This is a genomic window from Bordetella genomosp. 6 (genome assembly GCF_002119705.1).
Classification (GTDB): domain Bacteria; phylum Pseudomonadota; class Gammaproteobacteria; order Burkholderiales; family Burkholderiaceae_B; genus Bordetella; species Bordetella bronchiseptica_F.
In genome coordinates this window covers 3,798,532-3,814,939 of record NZ_CP021107.1, presented here as the reverse complement: position 1 = coordinate 3,814,939, position 16,408 = coordinate 3,798,532, and the positions used below count along the sequence as shown (strand labels likewise).

General features: G+C 71.3%; 17 protein-coding genes. 12 read left to right on the top strand and 5 right to left on the bottom strand.

Annotation, left to right across the window (positions count from 1 at the left end; translation table 11 throughout):
* Positions 1 to 35: 35 nt before the first annotated feature.
* Positions 36 to 1,838, bottom strand: coding sequence for an amidohydrolase (locus CAL11_RS17960; RefSeq protein WP_086093705.1), 1,803 nt, complete (start codon positions 1,836 to 1,838; stop codon positions 36 to 38).
* 248 nt (positions 1,839 to 2,086) lie between these two features.
* Here CAL11_RS17960 and CAL11_RS17955 point away from each other — a divergent pair, with 248 nt between their 5' ends.
* Positions 2,087 to 2,311, top strand: coding sequence for a YdcH family protein (locus CAL11_RS17955; protein ID WP_033462405.1), 225 nt, complete (start codon positions 2,087 to 2,089; stop codon positions 2,309 to 2,311).
* A gap of 125 nt (positions 2,312 to 2,436) precedes the next feature.
* Positions 2,437 to 3,468, top strand: coding sequence for a polyphosphate kinase 2 (ppk2, locus tag CAL11_RS17950; protein ID WP_033462403.1), 1,032 nt, complete (start codon positions 2,437 to 2,439; stop codon positions 3,466 to 3,468).
* Between the two features lie 13 nt (positions 3,469 to 3,481).
* Here the strand turns inward: ppk2 and CAL11_RS17945 are convergent, their stop codons facing one another.
* The gene (locus tag CAL11_RS17945; RefSeq protein WP_068925336.1) at positions 3,482 to 3,700 is read right to left on the bottom strand and encodes a SlyX family protein; all 219 of its coding nucleotides are present in this window, start codon (positions 3,698 to 3,700) and stop codon (positions 3,482 to 3,484) included.
* A 78-nt stretch (positions 3,701 to 3,778) separates the two neighbouring features.
* Here CAL11_RS17945 and CAL11_RS17940 point away from each other — a divergent pair, with 78 nt between their 5' ends.
* The 3 genes from CAL11_RS17940 (at position 3,779) to CAL11_RS17930 (ending at position 6,551) form a co-directional block, all read left to right on the top strand.
* Positions 3,779 to 4,261, top strand: coding sequence for a YaiI/YqxD family protein (locus tag CAL11_RS17940; RefSeq protein ID WP_086093704.1), 483 nt, complete (start codon positions 3,779 to 3,781; stop codon positions 4,259 to 4,261).
* 180 nt (positions 4,262 to 4,441) lie between these two features.
* On the top strand, positions 4,442 to 6,022 hold the full coding sequence (gene ilvA, locus CAL11_RS17935; protein ID WP_086093703.1) for a threonine ammonia-lyase, biosynthetic: 1,581 nt from the start codon (positions 4,442 to 4,444) through the stop codon (positions 6,020 to 6,022).
* A 214-nt stretch (positions 6,023 to 6,236) separates the two neighbouring features.
* On the top strand, positions 6,237 to 6,551 hold the full coding sequence (locus CAL11_RS17930; RefSeq protein WP_033462392.1) for a hypothetical protein: 315 nt from the start codon (positions 6,237 to 6,239) through the stop codon (positions 6,549 to 6,551).
* A gap of 21 nt (positions 6,552 to 6,572) precedes the next feature.
* On the opposite strand, the gene CAL11_RS17925 is transcribed toward CAL11_RS17930, so the two are convergent.
* Positions 6,573 to 7,280 (bottom strand): ArsR/SmtB family transcription factor, encoded by a 708-nt coding sequence (locus CAL11_RS17925; RefSeq protein ID WP_086093702.1) that lies wholly within the window; start codon positions 7,278 to 7,280, stop codon positions 6,573 to 6,575.
* A 203-nt stretch (positions 7,281 to 7,483) separates the two neighbouring features.
* Here CAL11_RS17925 and CAL11_RS17920 point away from each other — a divergent pair, with 203 nt between their 5' ends.
* The 3 genes from CAL11_RS17920 to CAL11_RS17910 are packed head-to-tail and all read left to right on the top strand — an operon-like array spanning position 7,484 to position 10,145.
* Positions 7,484 to 8,650 carry an acyl-CoA dehydrogenase family protein gene (locus tag CAL11_RS17920; protein WP_086093701.1) on the top strand — a complete coding sequence of 389 codons (1,167 nt, stop codon included), beginning with the start codon at positions 7,484 to 7,486 and terminating at the stop codon, positions 8,648 to 8,650.
* Between the two features lie 13 nt (positions 8,651 to 8,663).
* The gene (locus tag CAL11_RS17915) at positions 8,664 to 9,131 is read left to right on the top strand and encodes a MaoC family dehydratase (RefSeq protein WP_086093700.1); all 468 of its coding nucleotides are present in this window, start codon (positions 8,664 to 8,666) and stop codon (positions 9,129 to 9,131) included.
* A gap of 24 nt (positions 9,132 to 9,155) precedes the next feature.
* Positions 9,156 to 10,145: a tripartite tricarboxylate transporter substrate binding protein gene (locus CAL11_RS17910; protein WP_086093699.1), complete on the top strand. Its 990-nt coding sequence runs from the start codon at positions 9,156 to 9,158 to the stop codon at positions 10,143 to 10,145.
* Between the two features lie 12 nt (positions 10,146 to 10,157).
* On the opposite strand, the gene CAL11_RS17905 is transcribed toward CAL11_RS17910, so the two are convergent.
* Positions 10,158 to 11,069, bottom strand: a complete 912-nt coding sequence (locus tag CAL11_RS17905; RefSeq protein ID WP_086093698.1) for a LysR family transcriptional regulator — start codon at positions 11,067 to 11,069, stop codon at positions 10,158 to 10,160.
* 57 nt (positions 11,070 to 11,126) lie between these two features.
* Between CAL11_RS17905 and CAL11_RS17900 the strand changes: the two genes are divergently transcribed.
* Complete coding sequence (locus tag CAL11_RS17900) at positions 11,127 to 12,317, top strand: CaiB/BaiF CoA transferase family protein (protein ID WP_432206077.1); 1,191 nt, start codon at positions 11,127 to 11,129, stop codon at positions 12,315 to 12,317.
* Here the strand turns inward: CAL11_RS17900 and CAL11_RS17895 are convergent.
* Positions 12,314 to 13,537, bottom strand: a complete 1,224-nt coding sequence (locus CAL11_RS17895; RefSeq protein ID WP_086093696.1) for an MFS transporter — start codon at positions 13,535 to 13,537, stop codon at positions 12,314 to 12,316. The two genes, CAL11_RS17900 and CAL11_RS17895, sit on opposite strands and share 4 nt — an antisense overlap.
* Before the next feature lie 124 nt (positions 13,538 to 13,661).
* Between CAL11_RS17895 and CAL11_RS17890 the strand changes: the two genes are divergently transcribed.
* The 3 genes from CAL11_RS17890 to CAL11_RS17880 all read left to right on the top strand — a co-directional run bounded on the left by CAL11_RS17890 (position 13,662) and on the right by CAL11_RS17880 (position 16,226).
* A complete protein-coding gene (locus CAL11_RS17890; protein WP_086094619.1) occupies positions 13,662 to 14,534 on the top strand; it encodes a LysR family transcriptional regulator in 873 nt (290 codons plus the stop codon).
* Between the two features lie 103 nt (positions 14,535 to 14,637).
* Positions 14,638 to 15,243 carry a HutD/Ves family protein gene (locus CAL11_RS17885; RefSeq protein WP_086093695.1) on the top strand — a complete coding sequence of 202 codons (606 nt, stop codon included), beginning with the start codon at positions 14,638 to 14,640 and terminating at the stop codon, positions 15,241 to 15,243.
* A 116-nt stretch (positions 15,244 to 15,359) separates the two neighbouring features.
* A complete protein-coding gene (locus tag CAL11_RS17880) occupies positions 15,360 to 16,226 on the top strand; it encodes a pirin family protein (protein WP_033460844.1) in 867 nt (288 codons plus the stop codon).
* Positions 16,227 to 16,408: the final 182 nt, after the last annotated feature.

Genomic DNA, 16,408 nt, shown 5'->3' with positions numbered 1-16,408 from the left:
GTGGCGGGTTCGGCCAGCATACCGCGCCGGCGGCTTCAGGCGGGCGGGCGCGGCGCGCCTCGCCGTCCCAGCGGCGAGGGCGCCGGCGTGCCGACCGCGCTGGCGCGGTCGAAGACGACCCGGCCTTCCTTGACGGTCTGCAGCACTTTCAGGCCGGCCAGCGTGGCGGGCGGGACTTCCAGCGGGTTGCCCGAGAGCACAACGAAATCGGCCAGCTTGCCGCGCGTGATGGAGCCCTTGTCGTTTTCCTCGAAGTGCTGGTAGGCCGCCCACAGCGTCATGCTCTTGAGGGCCGTGAGCGGATCCAGCCGTTGTTGCGGCCCGAGCACGTGGCCGCTGCGCGTGGTGCGGTTGACGGTTGCCGACAGCACCCGCATCGAGTCGGGGAAGGCCACCGGCGCGTCGTGGTGCGAGGTGACCGGCATGCCGGCGTCGGTCACCCAGCGCATCGGCGAGATGTTCTCGGCGCGCTGCGGGCCCAGCACCGAGTCGCGATGCCAATCGCCCCAGTAGTAGGTGTGCATGGGAAACAGCGAAGCCAGCACGCCCAGCGACTTCAGCGCCGGGATCTGGTCCTGGCGCAGCGTCTGGCCGTGGATCAGCACCGGGCGCACGTCCACGCCGGGGTGGGCCTGCTCGGCCTGGCGCAGGGCGGCGATCATCTGGTCGATGGCGCGGTCGCCGTTGGCATGGGTGAGGATCTGCCAGCGGTTGGCCAGCGCCATCCCGTACAGTTGCGCCGCGCGCGCGTCGCTGACCACGCCGTAGCCGGCGTATTTGCGGTTCTGGCCGGGCGGCGGGACGAAATACGGCTCGCTCAGCCAGGCCGTCTTGGCCTGCGGCGAGCCGTCCAGCGTCAGCTTCACGCCGCCGATGCGAAAGCGCCGCTGGTAGCGCACCGGCTCGCCCGCCGGCCGGAACCAGGGCGCCTGCATCAGGGCGGGCGTGCCGGGGGCCAGGATGTCGGGATAGGCCACCACGTCGGCCACCAGCTTGCCCTGGCGGGCGGCCAGTTCGGCGATGCGCACCTGCTCGGGCGCGGCGCGGCCGTCCTGGATGGTGGTGTAGCCGTTGCGGATGTACAGCCGCTGGCCGGCGTCGAGCATGGCCACCGCCTGCTCGGGCGTCAGGCGCGGGAACAGGCGCCCCAGCGCGGCGAAGAAGGCGTTTTCCTCGAGCACGCCGTCGGGCTCGCGGCTGCCCTTGCGCCGGCCGATGACTCCGCCATCGGGCGCCGCGCTGGCAGGGCCGATGCCGGCGGCGGCCAGCGCGGCGCTGTTGAGCACGCCCACGTGGCCCGACTGGTGGATGGCCACCACCGGCAGGTCGCGCGCCACCGCGTCCAGGTCATCGCGGTTGGGGTGGCGGCGTTCCTGCAGTTGCGAGTCGTCGTAGCCGAACCCCAGCAGCATGCCGAACTGGCGCGGCAGGTCGGAGTTGCGGCGGAATTCGCGCAAGGTGTTCTGCAGGTCGGCGATGCCGGCGTTGGGCCCGTCCGGCGGCGGCAGCAGATTGGCGCTGAGGGCCTGCATGCCGACGGTGCTGACATGGCTGTGGGCATCGACGAAGCCGGGCAGCAGCGTGGCGCCGCGCAGGTCGTGCATGCGGGTGTCGGGGCCGCGATAGCGCAGGACGGCGTGCTCGCGGCCCACCGCCATGATGCGGCCGTCCTTGACCGCGACGGCGCGCGCCGACGGCGTGTGCGCATCGATGGTGACGATGGGGCCGCCGAACCAGATGGCGTCGGCCATCGCGGTGCCGTCGGCGGGCGGCAGCTGGCTGGCGCAGCCGCTCAGGAGCGCCAGTGCGGCGGCGGGAAGCAGGCGGGAACGGATCATGGAGACTCCTTGCGGACGGGCTGGTTCGCCAGCGTAGCGCCGCGGCCGCGACGGCGCGGCCGGGCGGCGCCGCGGCAGGCCGCCGAAAGCGCCGGCGGCGCGGTTCGCGGGCTGCCGATGGCCCGCGCCGGGCCCGCCGGGCGGCCGGTTGACAAGGCCATGGGCTTGCGATGTGATCGGCGATGCAGCGGGCGCGGCCGGCCGCCGGGCCCTTGCGCGATTTTTTCCGGCCCTGCCAGGAGGAAGCCATGTTTCCAGAGTATCGCCATGTCATTACCCGACTCAAGGCGGAGGACCCGCATTTCACGGCGCTGTTCCAGCGCCATAACGAGCTCGACCAGGAAATCCAGAACATGGAGGCCGGGATCGTTCCCGCCTCCAGCGGCAACATCGAGAACCTGAAGAAGGAAAAGCTGCGCCTGAAGGACAAACTGTACGATATCCTGCGCGCCGCCGACCGCGATGGTTCGTAGGCGCCATGCCGAAGTCCGCGTTGTCTGATACTGTCCCTGCAATGAAAAAGTCCACCTCCAGAAAACCCCAGCGCGTGGTCTCGCCGCGCACCGGACCGCCCGCCCGCTCGAGGCGGCGCGGCGAAATGCCCGTCCAGACGGCCGAGCAGGCCGAGCGCCAGACCGTGCAGGCCGCCATCGAGGCCGCCGCCGTCGACCAGGCCGCCAGCCTGCTGGAAGTGCTGCGCAATACCTCCAAGGTCGAACCGGCGCGCGTGCGCGACACGGTCAAGACCATGCTCGACGGCCTGTCGCCCGACGAAACCGCCCAGCTGCGCGAATTGCTGCTGACCGGCGGGCAGGCGCCGTGGCGCGCGCGCGATCCGAGCCACCCCGACGACGAGCTGGCCACCGACTGGCGCGAGGGCGGCTATCCGTACCGCAACCGCATGTCGCGCCGCGCCTACGAAAAGCAGAAGTACCGCCTGCAGGTCGAGCTGCTGAAGCTGCAGGCCTGGGTGCGCGAAACGCGCCAGCGCGTGGTGATCCTGTTCGAAGGGCGCGACGCGGCCGGCAAGGGCGGCACCATCAAGCGCTTCATGGAACACCTCAACCCGCGCGGCGCGCGCGTGGTGGCGCTGGAAAAACCGTCCGATTCCGAACGCGGCCAGTGGTACTTCCAGCGCTACGTCCAGCACCTGCCGACGGCCGGCGAAATCGTGCTGTTCGACCGTTCCTGGTACAACCGCGCCGGCGTCGAGCGCGTCATGGGTTTTTGCTCGCAGGACGAGTACGAGGCCTTCATGCACCAGGTGCCCGAGTTCGAGCGCCACCTGATCCGCAGCGGCACGCACCTGATCAAGTTCTGGTTCTCGGTCAGCCAGCAGGAGCAGCATCGCCGCTTCAAGGAGCGCCAGGTGCATCCGCTCAAGCAGTGGAAGCTGAGCCCGGTGGACATGGCCTCGCTGGACAAGTGGGACGCCTACACGCAGGCCAAGGAAGACATGTTCGCGCATACCGACACGGCCGATTCGCCGTGGATCGTGGTGCGTTCGGACTGCAAGAAGCGCGCGCGCCTGAACGCCATGCGCTACGTGCTGCACAAGATGTCTTACGCCAACCGCGACTTCGAAAGCATCGGGCCGGTCGACGCGCTGCTGGTGGGCCGGGCGATCTAGCGGCGCGGGCCGGCTAGTAGTGCGGCGGCAGTTCGTCGCGCAGGCTGCGCGGCGCGCCGGCGCCGCCGGCCGGCACCTGCTGGCGCAGCTCGGCCACTTCGCGCGCCAGCGCGTCGATCTGGCGCTGCTGGCGCGCCACGATCTGGTTGAGTTGTTCGAGCAGGTCTTCCGCGAAGCCGGCCTTGATCTCCAGCTCGGTCAGGCGCTGCGCGGGGTCGTGGGTGTGTTCCATGGGCGTATTAGAGCGCATCGGCGCGCCGGGCCGAAACGGGGGCCTCCCAATCGCCGCGCCATGGCCCATAATGCCCGCATGAACATCTGGGTCGATGCCGACGCCTGTCCGGCAGAAGTGAAAGACATCCTGTGGCGCGCCGCGCAACGCTGGCAGGTGCCGGTGACGCTGGTCGCCAACCAGCTGCTGCGCGTGCCGGCCTCGCCGTGGATGCGCGCGGTGCAGGTGCCGCGCGGCTTCGACGTGGCCGATGCGCACATCGTGGCCAGCGCCGTGCCCGGCGACCTGGTGGTCACCGCCGATATCCCGCTGGCCGCCGAGGTGGTGGGCAAGGGCGTGGCGGCCATGAGCTGGCGCGGCGAGGTGTTCGACGCCGGCAGCATCGGCGAGCGCCTGACCATGCGCGACATGATGGAAGAACTGCGCGCCGGCGGCGTCGATATCGGCGGGCCGGCCGCGTTCGGGCAGGCCGACCGGCGCGCCTTCGCCAATGCGCTGGACGGCGTCCTGCAGCGCTGGGCGCGCGCCCGCGGCGCGGGCGGCAAGCCGGGCGCCGTTTGACGGCGCCGCCAAAAGGGAATAACGTTGCCGCTTATGGATCCGCGTGCGACTTCCCCCGGCCAGAGCATTATTACCGCCATTCCAGCAGTGGCGGGTTAGCCTACGAATTCCCAGAAAACCCGCCCTCGAGGCGGGTTTTCCTTTTCTGTCTCCTGGGCGTATCCGAAACCAGGAGCCTTCATGTCCGATACCGCCACCGTCCCGACGACCGCCGCGCCGCGCACCGCGCCGCCGGCGGACGCCGACCTGCTTGCCCGCTACGCCCGCAAGACGCTTTCCGCGCCGGTCTACGACGTCGCGCTGGAGACGCCGCTGCAGGCGGCGCCGCGCCTGTCGCGCCAGCTGGACTGCCGCGTGCTGCTCAAGCGCGAAGACCTGCAGCCGGTGTTCTCGTTCAAGATCCGCGGCGCCTACAACCGCGTTGCGCAATTGAGTCCGGACGAGCGCGGCCGCGGCGTCATCGCCGCCTCGGCCGGCAACCATGCGCAAGGGCTGGCCCTGGCCGCTGCGCGCCTGGGCATTCCGGCGCTCATCGTCATGCCGCGCACCGCGCCCGAGCTGAAGATCGACGGCGTGCTGGCGCATGGCGCGCAGGTGGTGCTGCATGGCGACGCCTTTCCGGCGGCGCTGGCGCATGCGCAGGAACTGGCCGAGCGCGAGGGCCGGGTGTTCATCCCGCCGTACGACGACCCCGACGTGATCGCCGGCCAGGGCACGGTGGGCATGGAGATCCTGCGCCAGCACCCGGGCCGCCTGGACGCCATTTTCGTGCCGGTCGGCGGCGGCAGCCTGATCGCGGGCGTGGCCGCCTACGTCAAGCATGTGCGCCCGGAGATCCGCATCATCGGCGTCGAGCCGGTGGATTCGAACTGCCTGCAGGCCGCGCTGGCGGCCGGCCGGCGCGTGGTGCTCGACCGCGTGGGCACCTTCGCCGACGGCGTGGCGGTGGCGCAGATCGGCCATCACAACTTCGAGATCTGCCGCGATCATGTCGACGAGGTGATCTGCGTCACCAACGATGAAATCTGCGCCGCCATCAAGGACATCTACGACGACACCCGTTCCATCACCGAGCCGGCCGGCGCGCTGGCGGTGGCGGGCCTGCGCAAGTACGCCGAGCGCGGCGAGGCGGCCGGGCGCACCCTGGTGGCGATCGATTCGGGCGCCAACATCAACTTCGACCGCCTGCGGTACGTGGCCGAGCGCGCCGCGCTGGGCGAACAGCGCGAAGCCCTGATCGCGGTCACCATCCCCGAGCGGCCGGGCAGTTTCAAGGCTTTCTGCGCGGCATTGGGGCCGCGCCAGATCACCGAGTTCAACTATCGCTACCATCCCGGCGACGAGGCGCAGATCTTCGTCGGCGTGCGGACCCACCCCGAGCACGACCGGCGCGACGCGCTGCTGGCCGGGCTGCGCGGCCAGGGCTTCGCGGTGCGGGACCTCAGCGACGACGAACTGGCCAAGCTGCATGTGCGCCACATGGTCGGCGGGCGCGCCAACCAGATCGACGACGAGCAGGTGTTCCGCTTCGAGTTTCCCGAGCGTCCCGGCGCGCTGTTCGACTTCCTGAGCAAGCTGGGCGGCCGCTGGAACATCACCATGTTCCACTACCGCAACCACGGCTCGGCCGATGGCCGCGTGGTGGCCGGCCTGCAGGTGCCGGCCGACGAGCGTCATCTGGTGCCGCAGGCGCTGGCGCGCATCGGCTATCCGTTCCGGGACGAGACGGCCAATCCCTCGTATCGCCTGTTCATCCGGTGAGGCAGGCGAGGTGCCAGTCCCCCTTCGGGGGCAGGCACGCCGGGAAGGGGGTTTGTCTCCTTTTCACCACCTTTCGGCGGTTTTTGCCGGCAAAACCAGGACGGGCGCGGGTTTTGGGCACATCATGTCCCCGTGGCGGCAGTGCCGGCCGGGGACATGGCCGGCGTCACGCAGCGTGAGTTCAACCGATGTATCTATCCTTGCGGAGGGCATCATGGATTCAGCCACCATCATCAATCTCATCATCCAGCTCGTGGCCGGAGCGGCCGGCGGCAATGGCCTGGCCAAGGCGGCGCATTCGCTCAATCTCGGCACGACCGGCAACACCATCGCGGGCGCCATAGGCGGCCTGGCCGGCGGCAGCTGGCTGGGGCCGGCCATCGCGGCCATGACCGGCGGCGCGGCCAGCGGCATGAACGTTGGCGCCATCGTCGGCGACGTGGTGGGCGGGGGTATAGGCGGGGCGGTGCTGACGCTGATCGTCGGCATCATCCGCAACCTGTTCGCCAACAAGGGTTCGGCCGCCTGATCCTGCGGCGCGCGCGCCCCTTCAGGCCGCGTCGGCCAGCCGGCCGCGCGGCCGGCACCAGGCGTCGAAGCGGCGTTCGCCTTGCGCGGTGACGCGCAAGGCGCGCGAATCCAGCTGCTGCGCGACCCAGCCATGCTGCAGGCAGCACTGCAGCAGCGCCGCGCCCAGCGCGCCGCCCAGGTGCGGGCGGCGCGCGCTCCAGTCCAGGCATGGATAGGCGTGGCGGCGCCGCTGGCGGCCGATGGCGCCCAGGTCCAGTCCCAGGCTGCTCAGCGCCGCCGCGCCGGCCGGGGTGACCCGGTAATCGCGTCCATCGGGCCGCAGCCAGCGCTGCGCCAGCATGGCGTCGTGCAGGCGCACCGCCACCGTGCCGGCCATGTGGTCGTAGCAGGTGCGGGCATGGCACAGCGGTCCGGGCGTGCTGGGCTTGAACGGCGCGCGCGGCACGCCGGCCACCACCAGCAGCGCTTCCAGCGCCTGCGCCACGTCGGCGTCGGCCAGCCGGTAGTAGCGGTGCTTGCCCTGCACGGCCAGTTCGACCAGGCCCTGCGCGCGCAGGCGGGCGAAGTGCGCGCTGGCGCTGGAGGCGCCGATGTCGGCCAGCGCGGCCAGCTCGGTCGCGGTTCGCGCGCAGCCATCGAGCAGGCTGCACAGCATGCGCGCGCGTGCCGGATCCGCGATCGCGGCGGCGACGGCGGCCAGGCGGGTATCGGCGTGGTCTGCATCCATGATTCGTCAATCTCATAAATGTGGTTGCAAGCCCGCAGCTTAGCGCCGTCGCGCGTGGCGGCACAACCCCGCGCCCGCGCGCCGCGATAGATGGCGTGTATTGCACGAGACGCAATCGGTATTTCCGCTTTGCGCACGGACTCCCTAGCATAGGTTCACCGCGGTGATGCCGCCATCCGAACCCATCAGGAGAGCGTCCGTTCATGGACTCCACGCTGTCGCCCGAACATCACGAAATCCGCGACGCCATCTTGCAGGCGTGCCGTCCCTTCGACGCCGATTACTGGTATCGCAAGGATCAGGACGGCGGCTTCCCGGACGATTTCCACCGCGCCATCGCCGCGGCCGGCTGGCTGGGGATCTGCATTCCCCAGGCCTATGGCGGCTCGGGGCTGGGCATTACCGAGGCCGCGGTGATGATGCAGGCGGTGGCCGAGTCGGGCGCGGGCATGAGCGGCGCGTCGGCCCTGCACATGAACATCTTCGGGCTCAACCCGGTGGTGAAGTTCGGCACCGAGGCGCAGAAGCAGCGCGTGCTGCCGCCCCTGATCCGGGGCGAGGATCGCACCTGTTTCGCGGTGACCGAACCCAATACCGGCCTGAACACCACGCAACTCAAGACCATGGCGGTGCGCAAGGGCGCGCGCTATGTCGTGCATGGCGCCAAGACCTTCATTTCCACCGCCAGCATCGCCGAGAAGGTCCTGCTGCTGGCGCGCACCACGCCGCTGGAGCAGGTCGGCAAGAAGACCGACGGGCTCAGCCTGTTCTATACGGACTTCGACCGCGCCCGCATCGAGGTACGCGAGATTCCCAAGATGGGCCGCAAGGCGGTCGACTGCAACCAGCTGTTCATCGATGGCCTGGAAATCCCGGCCGACGACCTGGTCGGCGAGGAGGGCAAGGGCTTCCATTACATCCTGCATGGCATGAATGCCGAGCGCGTCCTGGTCGCGGCCGAGGCGGTGGGGCTGGGGCGCTGCGCCCTGGCGCGCGCCGCCCGGTACGCCCGGGAACGGGTCGTGTTCGATCGCCCCATCGGCCAGAACCAGGGCGTGCAGCATCCCCTGGCCGAAAGCTGGATGGAGCTGGAAGCGGCCAGCCTGATGACCTTCCACGCGGCGGCCCGGTTCGACCGCGGCGAACCCTGCGGCACCGAGGCCAGCGCCGCCAAGTACCTGGCGGCCGAAGCGGGCTTCAAGGCATGCACGGCCGCGGTGATGACGCATGGGGGCTACGGCTACGCGAAGGAGTACCACGTCGAGCGCTACCTGCGCGAGGCCCTGATTCCGCGCATCGCGCCCATCAGCCCGCAGATGATCCTGAATTTCGTCGCCGAGAAAGTGCTCGGACTGCCCAAGTCCTATTGAGGAGCTCGCCGTCATGACCCTGCTCGATACCGAAGTGCGCATCTACTGGGAAGACCTGGAGCCGGGCGCGCGCTTCGGCACCCGCAAGCGCACCGTCACCGAAACCGACCTGGTCAGCTTCGTCAATCTGACCTGGCTCACCGAGGAGCTGTTCAGCAACGGCGAACCGGCCGACCGCGCGCACATGGGCATCGCCGGGCGCGTGGTGCCCGGCGGGCTGGTCTACGTGTTCGCCGAAGGGCTGGTCGCGCCTTCCTTCCAGGCCGCGGGGATCGCCTTCCTGAACGCCGAACTGGACATCAAGGGCCCGACGTTCGTCGGCGATACCCTGCATGTGCAGTGCGAGGTCGTGCAGCGGCGCATGACGTCCAGGCCCGGCCGCGGCCTGGTGCGCACCCGCAATACCGTGGTGAACCAGCACGGAGTGCCGGTTCTCGTCTATACGCCGTTGCGCATGATGCGCACCCGCCAGATTCCATAACGACAACAGACCAGGGAGACACGCATGAACAGCAATCGTCGCCGCATGCTTGCCGCGATGGCGGGAATGGCCGGCATGACCGCCTTTCCGTTCGCGCGCGGGAACACCGGCGCCTGGCCCGACCGGCCCATCCGCCTGATCCTGCCCTATGCCGCCAGCGGGCCGACCGATGTCGTGGCGCGCCGGATCGCCGCCCGGCTTGCCGAACGGCTGGGCCAGCAGTTCATCGTCGAGAACAAGCCCGGCGCCGGCGGCAACATCGCCAGCGAGTTCGTCGCCAGGTCCGCTGCGGACGGCTATACCGCGCTCTACCACTCGTCGGGCATCGCGATCGCGCCGGCCCTGTACAGCAAGATGGGCTACGACCCCGCGCGCGACCTGGCCGCCGTGGCGATGCCGGCCTCGATTCCCGCCATCATCATCGCCGGCCCGGCCTTGCCGGCCAGCGTCGCCACGCCCGCGCAATTCGTGCAGTACCTCAAGGACAATCCGGGCCAGCTGAGCTACGGCTCGGGCGGCGTGGGCAACATCACCCACCTCGCGGTCGAACTGATGCTGCAGGAAACCGGTACGCAGGCGACGCACGTCCCGTACAAGGGCACGGCGCCGGCCATGGTGGACCTGATCGGCGGCCGGGTGCATTTCATGCTCGACGCCCTCAGCACGGCGCTGCCCGCCATCAGGGAAGGGCGGGCGCGCGCGATTGCGGTCACCAGCCCGCAACGCGCCGCGGTGCTGCCGGAGGTGCCGACCCTGGCCGAAACCGTGATTCCGAAATTCGCGGCGACCACCTGGCATGGCGTGTTCGTGCCGGCGTCGACGCCGCCCGCCGTGGTGGCGCGCCTGAACGCGGAGATCAACCTGGTGGCGCAGGAACCCGAACTGGCGCGCCAGTTCGCCGAGCAGGCGGTGGAGCTGCATGCCTCGACCCCGGCGGCGTTCTCGGCCTTCCTGGGCGAGGAGATCGCGCGCTGGGGCGCGGCCGCGCGCGACGCCGGCGTGATGCCGGCCTGAGGCGGCCGGCGCTCAGGCGGCGGGCGACGGCGCGGCGGCGTGGACGGCGCGGGTGTTCTCGACGAAGCGCAGCGTCGCCGCCGAGGCCGTCTGCGCGTCGTAGCCCAGCGCAATGCCGATGCGCAGCGACGCGGGCAGGTCCGCCACCGGCAGCAAGCGGGCGCCGGTGCGCAGATAGCGGGCCGCCGCCGACGGCACCAGGGCCATGCCGATGCCGCTTTCGGCCAGCGCGATCGCGGTCGGCACCTGGACGATCTGCTGCACCACCTTGGGGGTGACGCCGGCCTCGTCGAAGGCCAGGCTGATGATGGCGTGCATGGCCGGCACCTTCTCGCGCGAGAACGCGATGAAGCGCTGGCCATCCAGGTCGGCCAGCCGCGCCGAGCTCCGCTGCGCCAGCGGATGGCCGGCCGGCACCGCCAGGATGAAATGGTCCTGCTCCAGGTCGATCAGCTCGGCGTCGCAGGCGTCGAACAGCGGCGTGCGCAGCAGCGCCACGTCCACGGTGTGGGCCGCCAGCTCGCCCACCAGCTCATGGGTGGTCGATTCGTGCAGCACCAGCTCGACGCGCGGGTAGCGCGCCTGGAAGCTGTGCAGGATGCGCGGCAGCACCGAGTTGCTGGCGGTGTTGGAGAAGCCCACGACGATGCGCCCCTGGTCGCCGCTGACGTATTCCCGGGCGCAGCGCTGCAGTTCGTCGACGTTGCTCAAGGTGCGGCGGGCGTGCTTGAGCATGGCCGCGCCCGCCACCGTCAGGGACAGGCTGCGCGGCTTGCGGTCGAACAGCACGATGCCCAGCTCGTCCTCCAGCTTGCGGATGGCGGTCGACAAGGGCGGCTGGGCCATGTGCAGGCGCTCGGCGGCTCGATGGAAATTGAGGGTTTCCGAAAGCACGACGAATTGCTGCAACTGACGAAGATCCATGGGTACGAGCCTGGCGGCGAAGCGGAAGGAATGGCACGAATATAGGCCAACCCGGGCATGTGCAGGGTTGGGCGGGGCGGCCGGCATGGCGCGGCCGATTTTGGCACTTTTTCTTGGGAGCGGGACATGGGTCCATTGCAGGGAACGCGCGTCGTGGAGCTGGCCGGTATCGGGCCGGCGCCCATGGCCTGCATGTTGCTGGCCGACCTGGGCGCCGATGTCGTGCGCATCGAGCGCGCCGAGCCGGTCGAACTGGGCGTGGCGCGGCCCGCCCGCTACAACCTCCTGATGCGCAACCGCTGCCTGGTCGCCGCCGATTTGAAGCAGCCCGCCACCGTCGAGCAGGTGCTGGACCTGGTCGCGCGCGCCGATGTGCTGGTCGAAGGGTTCCGGCCGGGCGTGGCCGAGCGGCTGGGCCTGGGGCCGCAGGCATGCCAGGCGCGCAACCCGCGCCTGGTGTACGGCCGCATGACCGGCTGGGGGCAATCGGGGCCGCTGGCGCAGGCGGCCGGGCACGACCTGAACTACGTCGCGCTGACCGGCATCATCCACGCCATCGGGCGCGCCGGCCAGCCGCCGTCGATACCGCTGGCCCTGACCGGCGACATGGCCGGCGGCGCCCTGTACCTGGCGCTGGGCGTGCTGGCCGCCTTGCTGGAGCGCGGCCGTTCGGGCCTGGGCCAGGTCATCGACGCGGCCATCGTCGACGGCGCGGCGTCGCTGGCCACGGTGTTCTACGGCCTGTGCGCGGCGGGGCTGTGGCAGGACGCGCGCGGCACCAACATCCTGGATGGCGGCGCGCCTTTCTACGATGTCTACGAATGCGCCGACGGCGCGTGGATCTCGGTCGGCCCCATCGAGGCGCGCTTCTACGCGCAATTGCTGGAGAAACTGGAACTGCGCGCCGAGGATGTCGGCGCGCGCGACGAACGCGCCGATTGGCCGCGCGCCAAGATGGCCATCGCCAGCCGCTTTCGCACCCGCACCCGCGACGCATGGTGCGCCTTGCTCGAGGGGTCGGATGTCTGCTTCGCGCCGGTCCTGTCGTTCGAGGAGGCGCCGGCGCATGCGCACCTGAAGGCGCGCGGCACGTTCGTCGAGGTCGACGGCGTCGTGCAGCCGGCGCCCGCCCCGCGCTTCGGCCGCACGCCGCCGGCCGCGCCCCGGCCGCCGTCCGAGTCGCCGGACAGCACGCTTGCGGGGGTGCTTGCCCGCTGGGCCGCCGAGGACGGCGCGCGGCGCGCCTAGGGCGCCTGCTCGCGCGGCGTGCGGGCGAGCCGCGCGATCAGGCCCAGGGCGGCCAGCGCCAGCAGGCCGACCCAGGCGGCCACCCATGGCCAGCCCCAGGTGCCGGCAATCGCGCCGGCCACCGCCGGACCGACGAGCAGGCCGGTGTTGTTGCCCTGCATGATGATGCCCATGGTGGCGCCGGCCAGCTCGGGCCGGGGGGCATGCTGCGGCGCGCCCGCCAGCAGGGCGGTGGGCACCAGCCCGCACAGCGCCGAGGAGGCCAGGCAGGCCAGGTAGGCGGCCGCGCCCGGCACCCCGGGCGCCATGGTCGCGGCCGTGCCCAACGCCAGCAGGACGAAGCCGGCCGCCATCAGGCGGGTGCGGCGCACGCCGCGCGCCAGCAGCGCGCCGCCGCCCAGGTTGCCGGCCACGCAGGCGGCGACCACCAGCGCGGCCAGCGGCCCGGCGGCCCAGGGCGCGACATGCAGGCGTTCGGCCAGGATGGAGGGCAGGAAGCCGAAGATGGAAAAATAGGCCGCGGTGTACAGCCCGAACAGCGTCGCGTACAGCCGTGGCCCGGGCGCGGCGACGGTGGCGCGCAGCCCGGCCAGGGTGGTGCGGCGCGCCGCGGCCATGCCCGGCAGGCCGCGCGTGCCCCAGGCCAGCCAGCAGGCGTAGGCAAGCAGCGCCAGGCCATAGAGGCGCCACATGCCGGACCAGCCCAGGTATCCCAGCGCGGGGGCGCTCAGCATGGCGGCGGCCACGCCCAGCGGCATGAAGGTGCTCCAGGCCGCCAGCGCCCGCGCGCGCGCCGGCGCCGTGCCGGTCGCGGCCACGATGAGCGACGGCGCCGATACCACGACGGCCAGAAAACCTATGCCCTCGGCCACGCGCAGCGCCAGCAGCCAGCCGATCGCGCCGGCCATCGCGCCCAGCAGCGACGCGACGCCCTGCACCAGCATGCCGGCCACCGCCATGCGCCGCGCGCCCCAGGCATCGACCGCCATGCCGATGCCCGCGCCCAGCGCGGCGCCGATGGCGGCGAACGCGGACAGCAGCCAGGACGCCTGGGCCAGGCTGGCCTCCAGCGCGGCGCGCAGCTCGGGCAGGGCGGCGGGCACCTTGCCGACCTGCATGGCCGAGACAATGCCCGCCCCGACCACCAGCGCGACCACGCGCCCGTGGCGGGCGGGGGCGGCGCCGGCGGCGGGCAGGGCGGGGGCGAGCGGGCGGGACATGGCGCGGTTCCTGTGGGCGGGCATGGCACTACTGTGCCAGCCTTTCATGTTCCATGAAATTAGATATTTTCGTCCAGGTTGATCTATGCTTTCGATCATGCTGGACAACCTCACGCTCGACCAGATGCGCACCTTCGCCGCCGTGGCGCAGGCCGGCAGCTTTCGCGCCGGGGCGGCGCGGCTGCATCGGGTGCAATCGGCCGTCAGCCACGCCATCGCCAACCTGGAGGCGCAACTGCGTGTCACCTTGTTCGACCGTTCGGTCTACAAGCCGGTCCTGACGCCCGCAGGCCAGGCGCTGCTGGCCGACGTGCGCATCATCCTGGCCAAGGTCGACGCCCTGCGCGCCCATGCGCATGAACTGGGCGAAGGGGTCGAACTGGGCCTGTCGCTGGCGGTCGATACGCTGTTTCCGCCCGATGCGGTGGCGCATGCGCTCAAGGCCATGCACGCGCGCTATCCCAGCGTGGGGGTGCGGGTCGAATATGCCTCGCTGGGCGGGCCGGCGCAGGCGCTCAAGGCGCGCCGCTGCACGCTGGCGGTCGCGGTGCTGGAGCGGCCCGACGACCAGATCCGGCGCCGCTTCCTGGCGCCGGTCACCACCTGGGCGGTGGCCGCGCCGGGCCATCCGCTGGCGCGCGGCGAGGCCGGCACGGAGCTGGCCGACCATCTGCAGGTGGTGGTCGAGGACTTGTCCGCCGCCACCCGCGGGCGCGATTACGGCGTGCTGTCGCCGCGCACGTGGCGGGTGGGCGACATGGTCACCAAGCTGGCGCTGCTGCGCGCCGGCGTGGGCTGGGGCAGCCTGCCCGCCTGGCTGGTGCGGGCCGACCTGCGGGCCGGCACCCTGGTGCGCCTGCCGCTGGCCGAGCTCGGCCCGGACGGCGCGGTGCAGATGCGCGCCTATCTCAGCCACCGCGCCGACGAGCCGCTGGGGCCGGCGGCGCGCAGCCTGTGCGACAGCCTGCGCGCGGGCGCGGCGGCGCTGCGCGGCTGACGCCGCGCCGGTGTATATATGTCCCGTGGCGAGGCCGGCATGCCGCCGGCCGCAATCCTACTTCCTGCACAGGGCGGGCCGCGCGGCTCGCGAGTCCCTCATCATGTTCCAGCATTTCGAATTGGCGCAATTGCCCATCAGCCCATGGCGCAACGGCGGCGGCGCCACGCGCGAAGTGGCGCGCCACCCCCAGGCCGCCGGCGCGGACGGTTTCGAGTGGCGCGTCAGCGTTGCCGACATCGGCGCGGACGGGCCGTTCTCGGCCTATCCGGGCATCGACCGCAGCATCACCCTGCTCGAAGGCGATGGCGTGCGCATGCGCTCGGCCGACGGCGCGCTCGACCATCTGCTCGACGCGGCGCTGCGGCCGTTCGCCTTCGCCGGCGAACACGCCATCGACGCGACCTTGCTGGGCGGACCGTCGCGCGACTTCAATGTCATGACGCAGCGCGGCCGCTGGCGCGCCGACACGCGCGCGCTGCACGGCCAGGCAGTGCTTGCGCCGGCGCAAGCCGGCGTGCTGTACGCCGCCCGGGGCGATTGGCGCGTGCGATGCGACGCCGGCCAGGCGCTGCTGCGCGCCGGGACCGGCGTGGTGTGGCGCGCGGCGGCCGGCGCCATCCACGCCACGCCGCTGGGCGGCGAGGGCGGGCTGATCGCGGTGCGCCTGCTGGAGGTGGGCGCGCTGACGGTCGCGCGGGGCGCGTGACCGTTCCATGGGTGGGACGCTGAGGGTGCGATTCCCCCTCTACCGGAACCGGGCCGCCGGCCTTATCTTGCTTACATGCATCCCTGCGCCGCGAGGCGCCTCGCAAGGAGGAAACCATGAAGCAAGTCATCGGCACGCACAGCGCTCCGCGCCCCCACTGGGTGGGCGACGGTTTCCCTGTCCGTTCGCTGTTCTCGTACCACAACCTGGGCCGTGAGCTCAGCCCGTTCCTGCTGCTGGACTATGCCGGTCCGGCGCAGTTCGACGCCACAGCGCGCCAGCGCGGCGTGGGCGAGCATCCGCACCGTGGCTTCGAGACTGTCACCATCGTGTACGAAGGCGAAGTCGCGCACCGCGATTCGACCGGCAAGGGCGGGGTGATCGGTCCGGGCGACGTGCAATGGATGACGGCCGGCGCCGGCATCCTGCACGAGGAGTTCCACTCCGAGGCCTTCGCGCGCCGTGGCGGTCCGCTCGAAATGGTGCAGCTGTGGGTCAACCTGCCGGCTCGCGACAAGATGACCGCGCCGACCTACCAGAGCATCCTGGACAGCGACATCCCGCGCCTGCCGCTCGACGGCGAGGCCGGTACGGTGCGCGTCATCGCCGGGGCGTTCGGCGCGGCCGGCGCGGGGCCCGCGCGCACCTTCACGCCGGTCAACGTGTGGGACGTGCGCCTGGCGGCGGGCAAGCAGGCCGTGCTGCCGGTGCCGGACGGCCACAACGCGGCGCTGGTGGTGCTGCGCGGCACGGTGCTGGTCAATGGCGCGGAAGTGCTGCGCGACGCCCAGATGGCCGTGCTCGAGCGCGGCGGCGCGGGCGTGCAGGTCGAGGCCAACAACGATGCGGTGCTGCTGGTGTTGAGCGGCGAGCCCATCGACGAGCCGGTGGTCGGCCATGGGCCGTTCGTCATGAACACCCAGGCCGAGATCGTGCAGGCCATCGACGACTTCAACCGCGGCGCGTTCGGCCGCATGGGCTGAGGGGCCATCCCCACGACGGGGGCCTGTCCCCACCCGTGGCAAGGAGGGCCTGTCCCGGCGGGGATAGGCACCTCCTATGCTCAGACATTTCCCGCTTTACGTGGAGCAAATGCCTGACGCTGGCGCGGACATCTGCGAGTTATTCTGGCTTGCCTTCGTAGCAACCTCTGCCGGCGTTCATC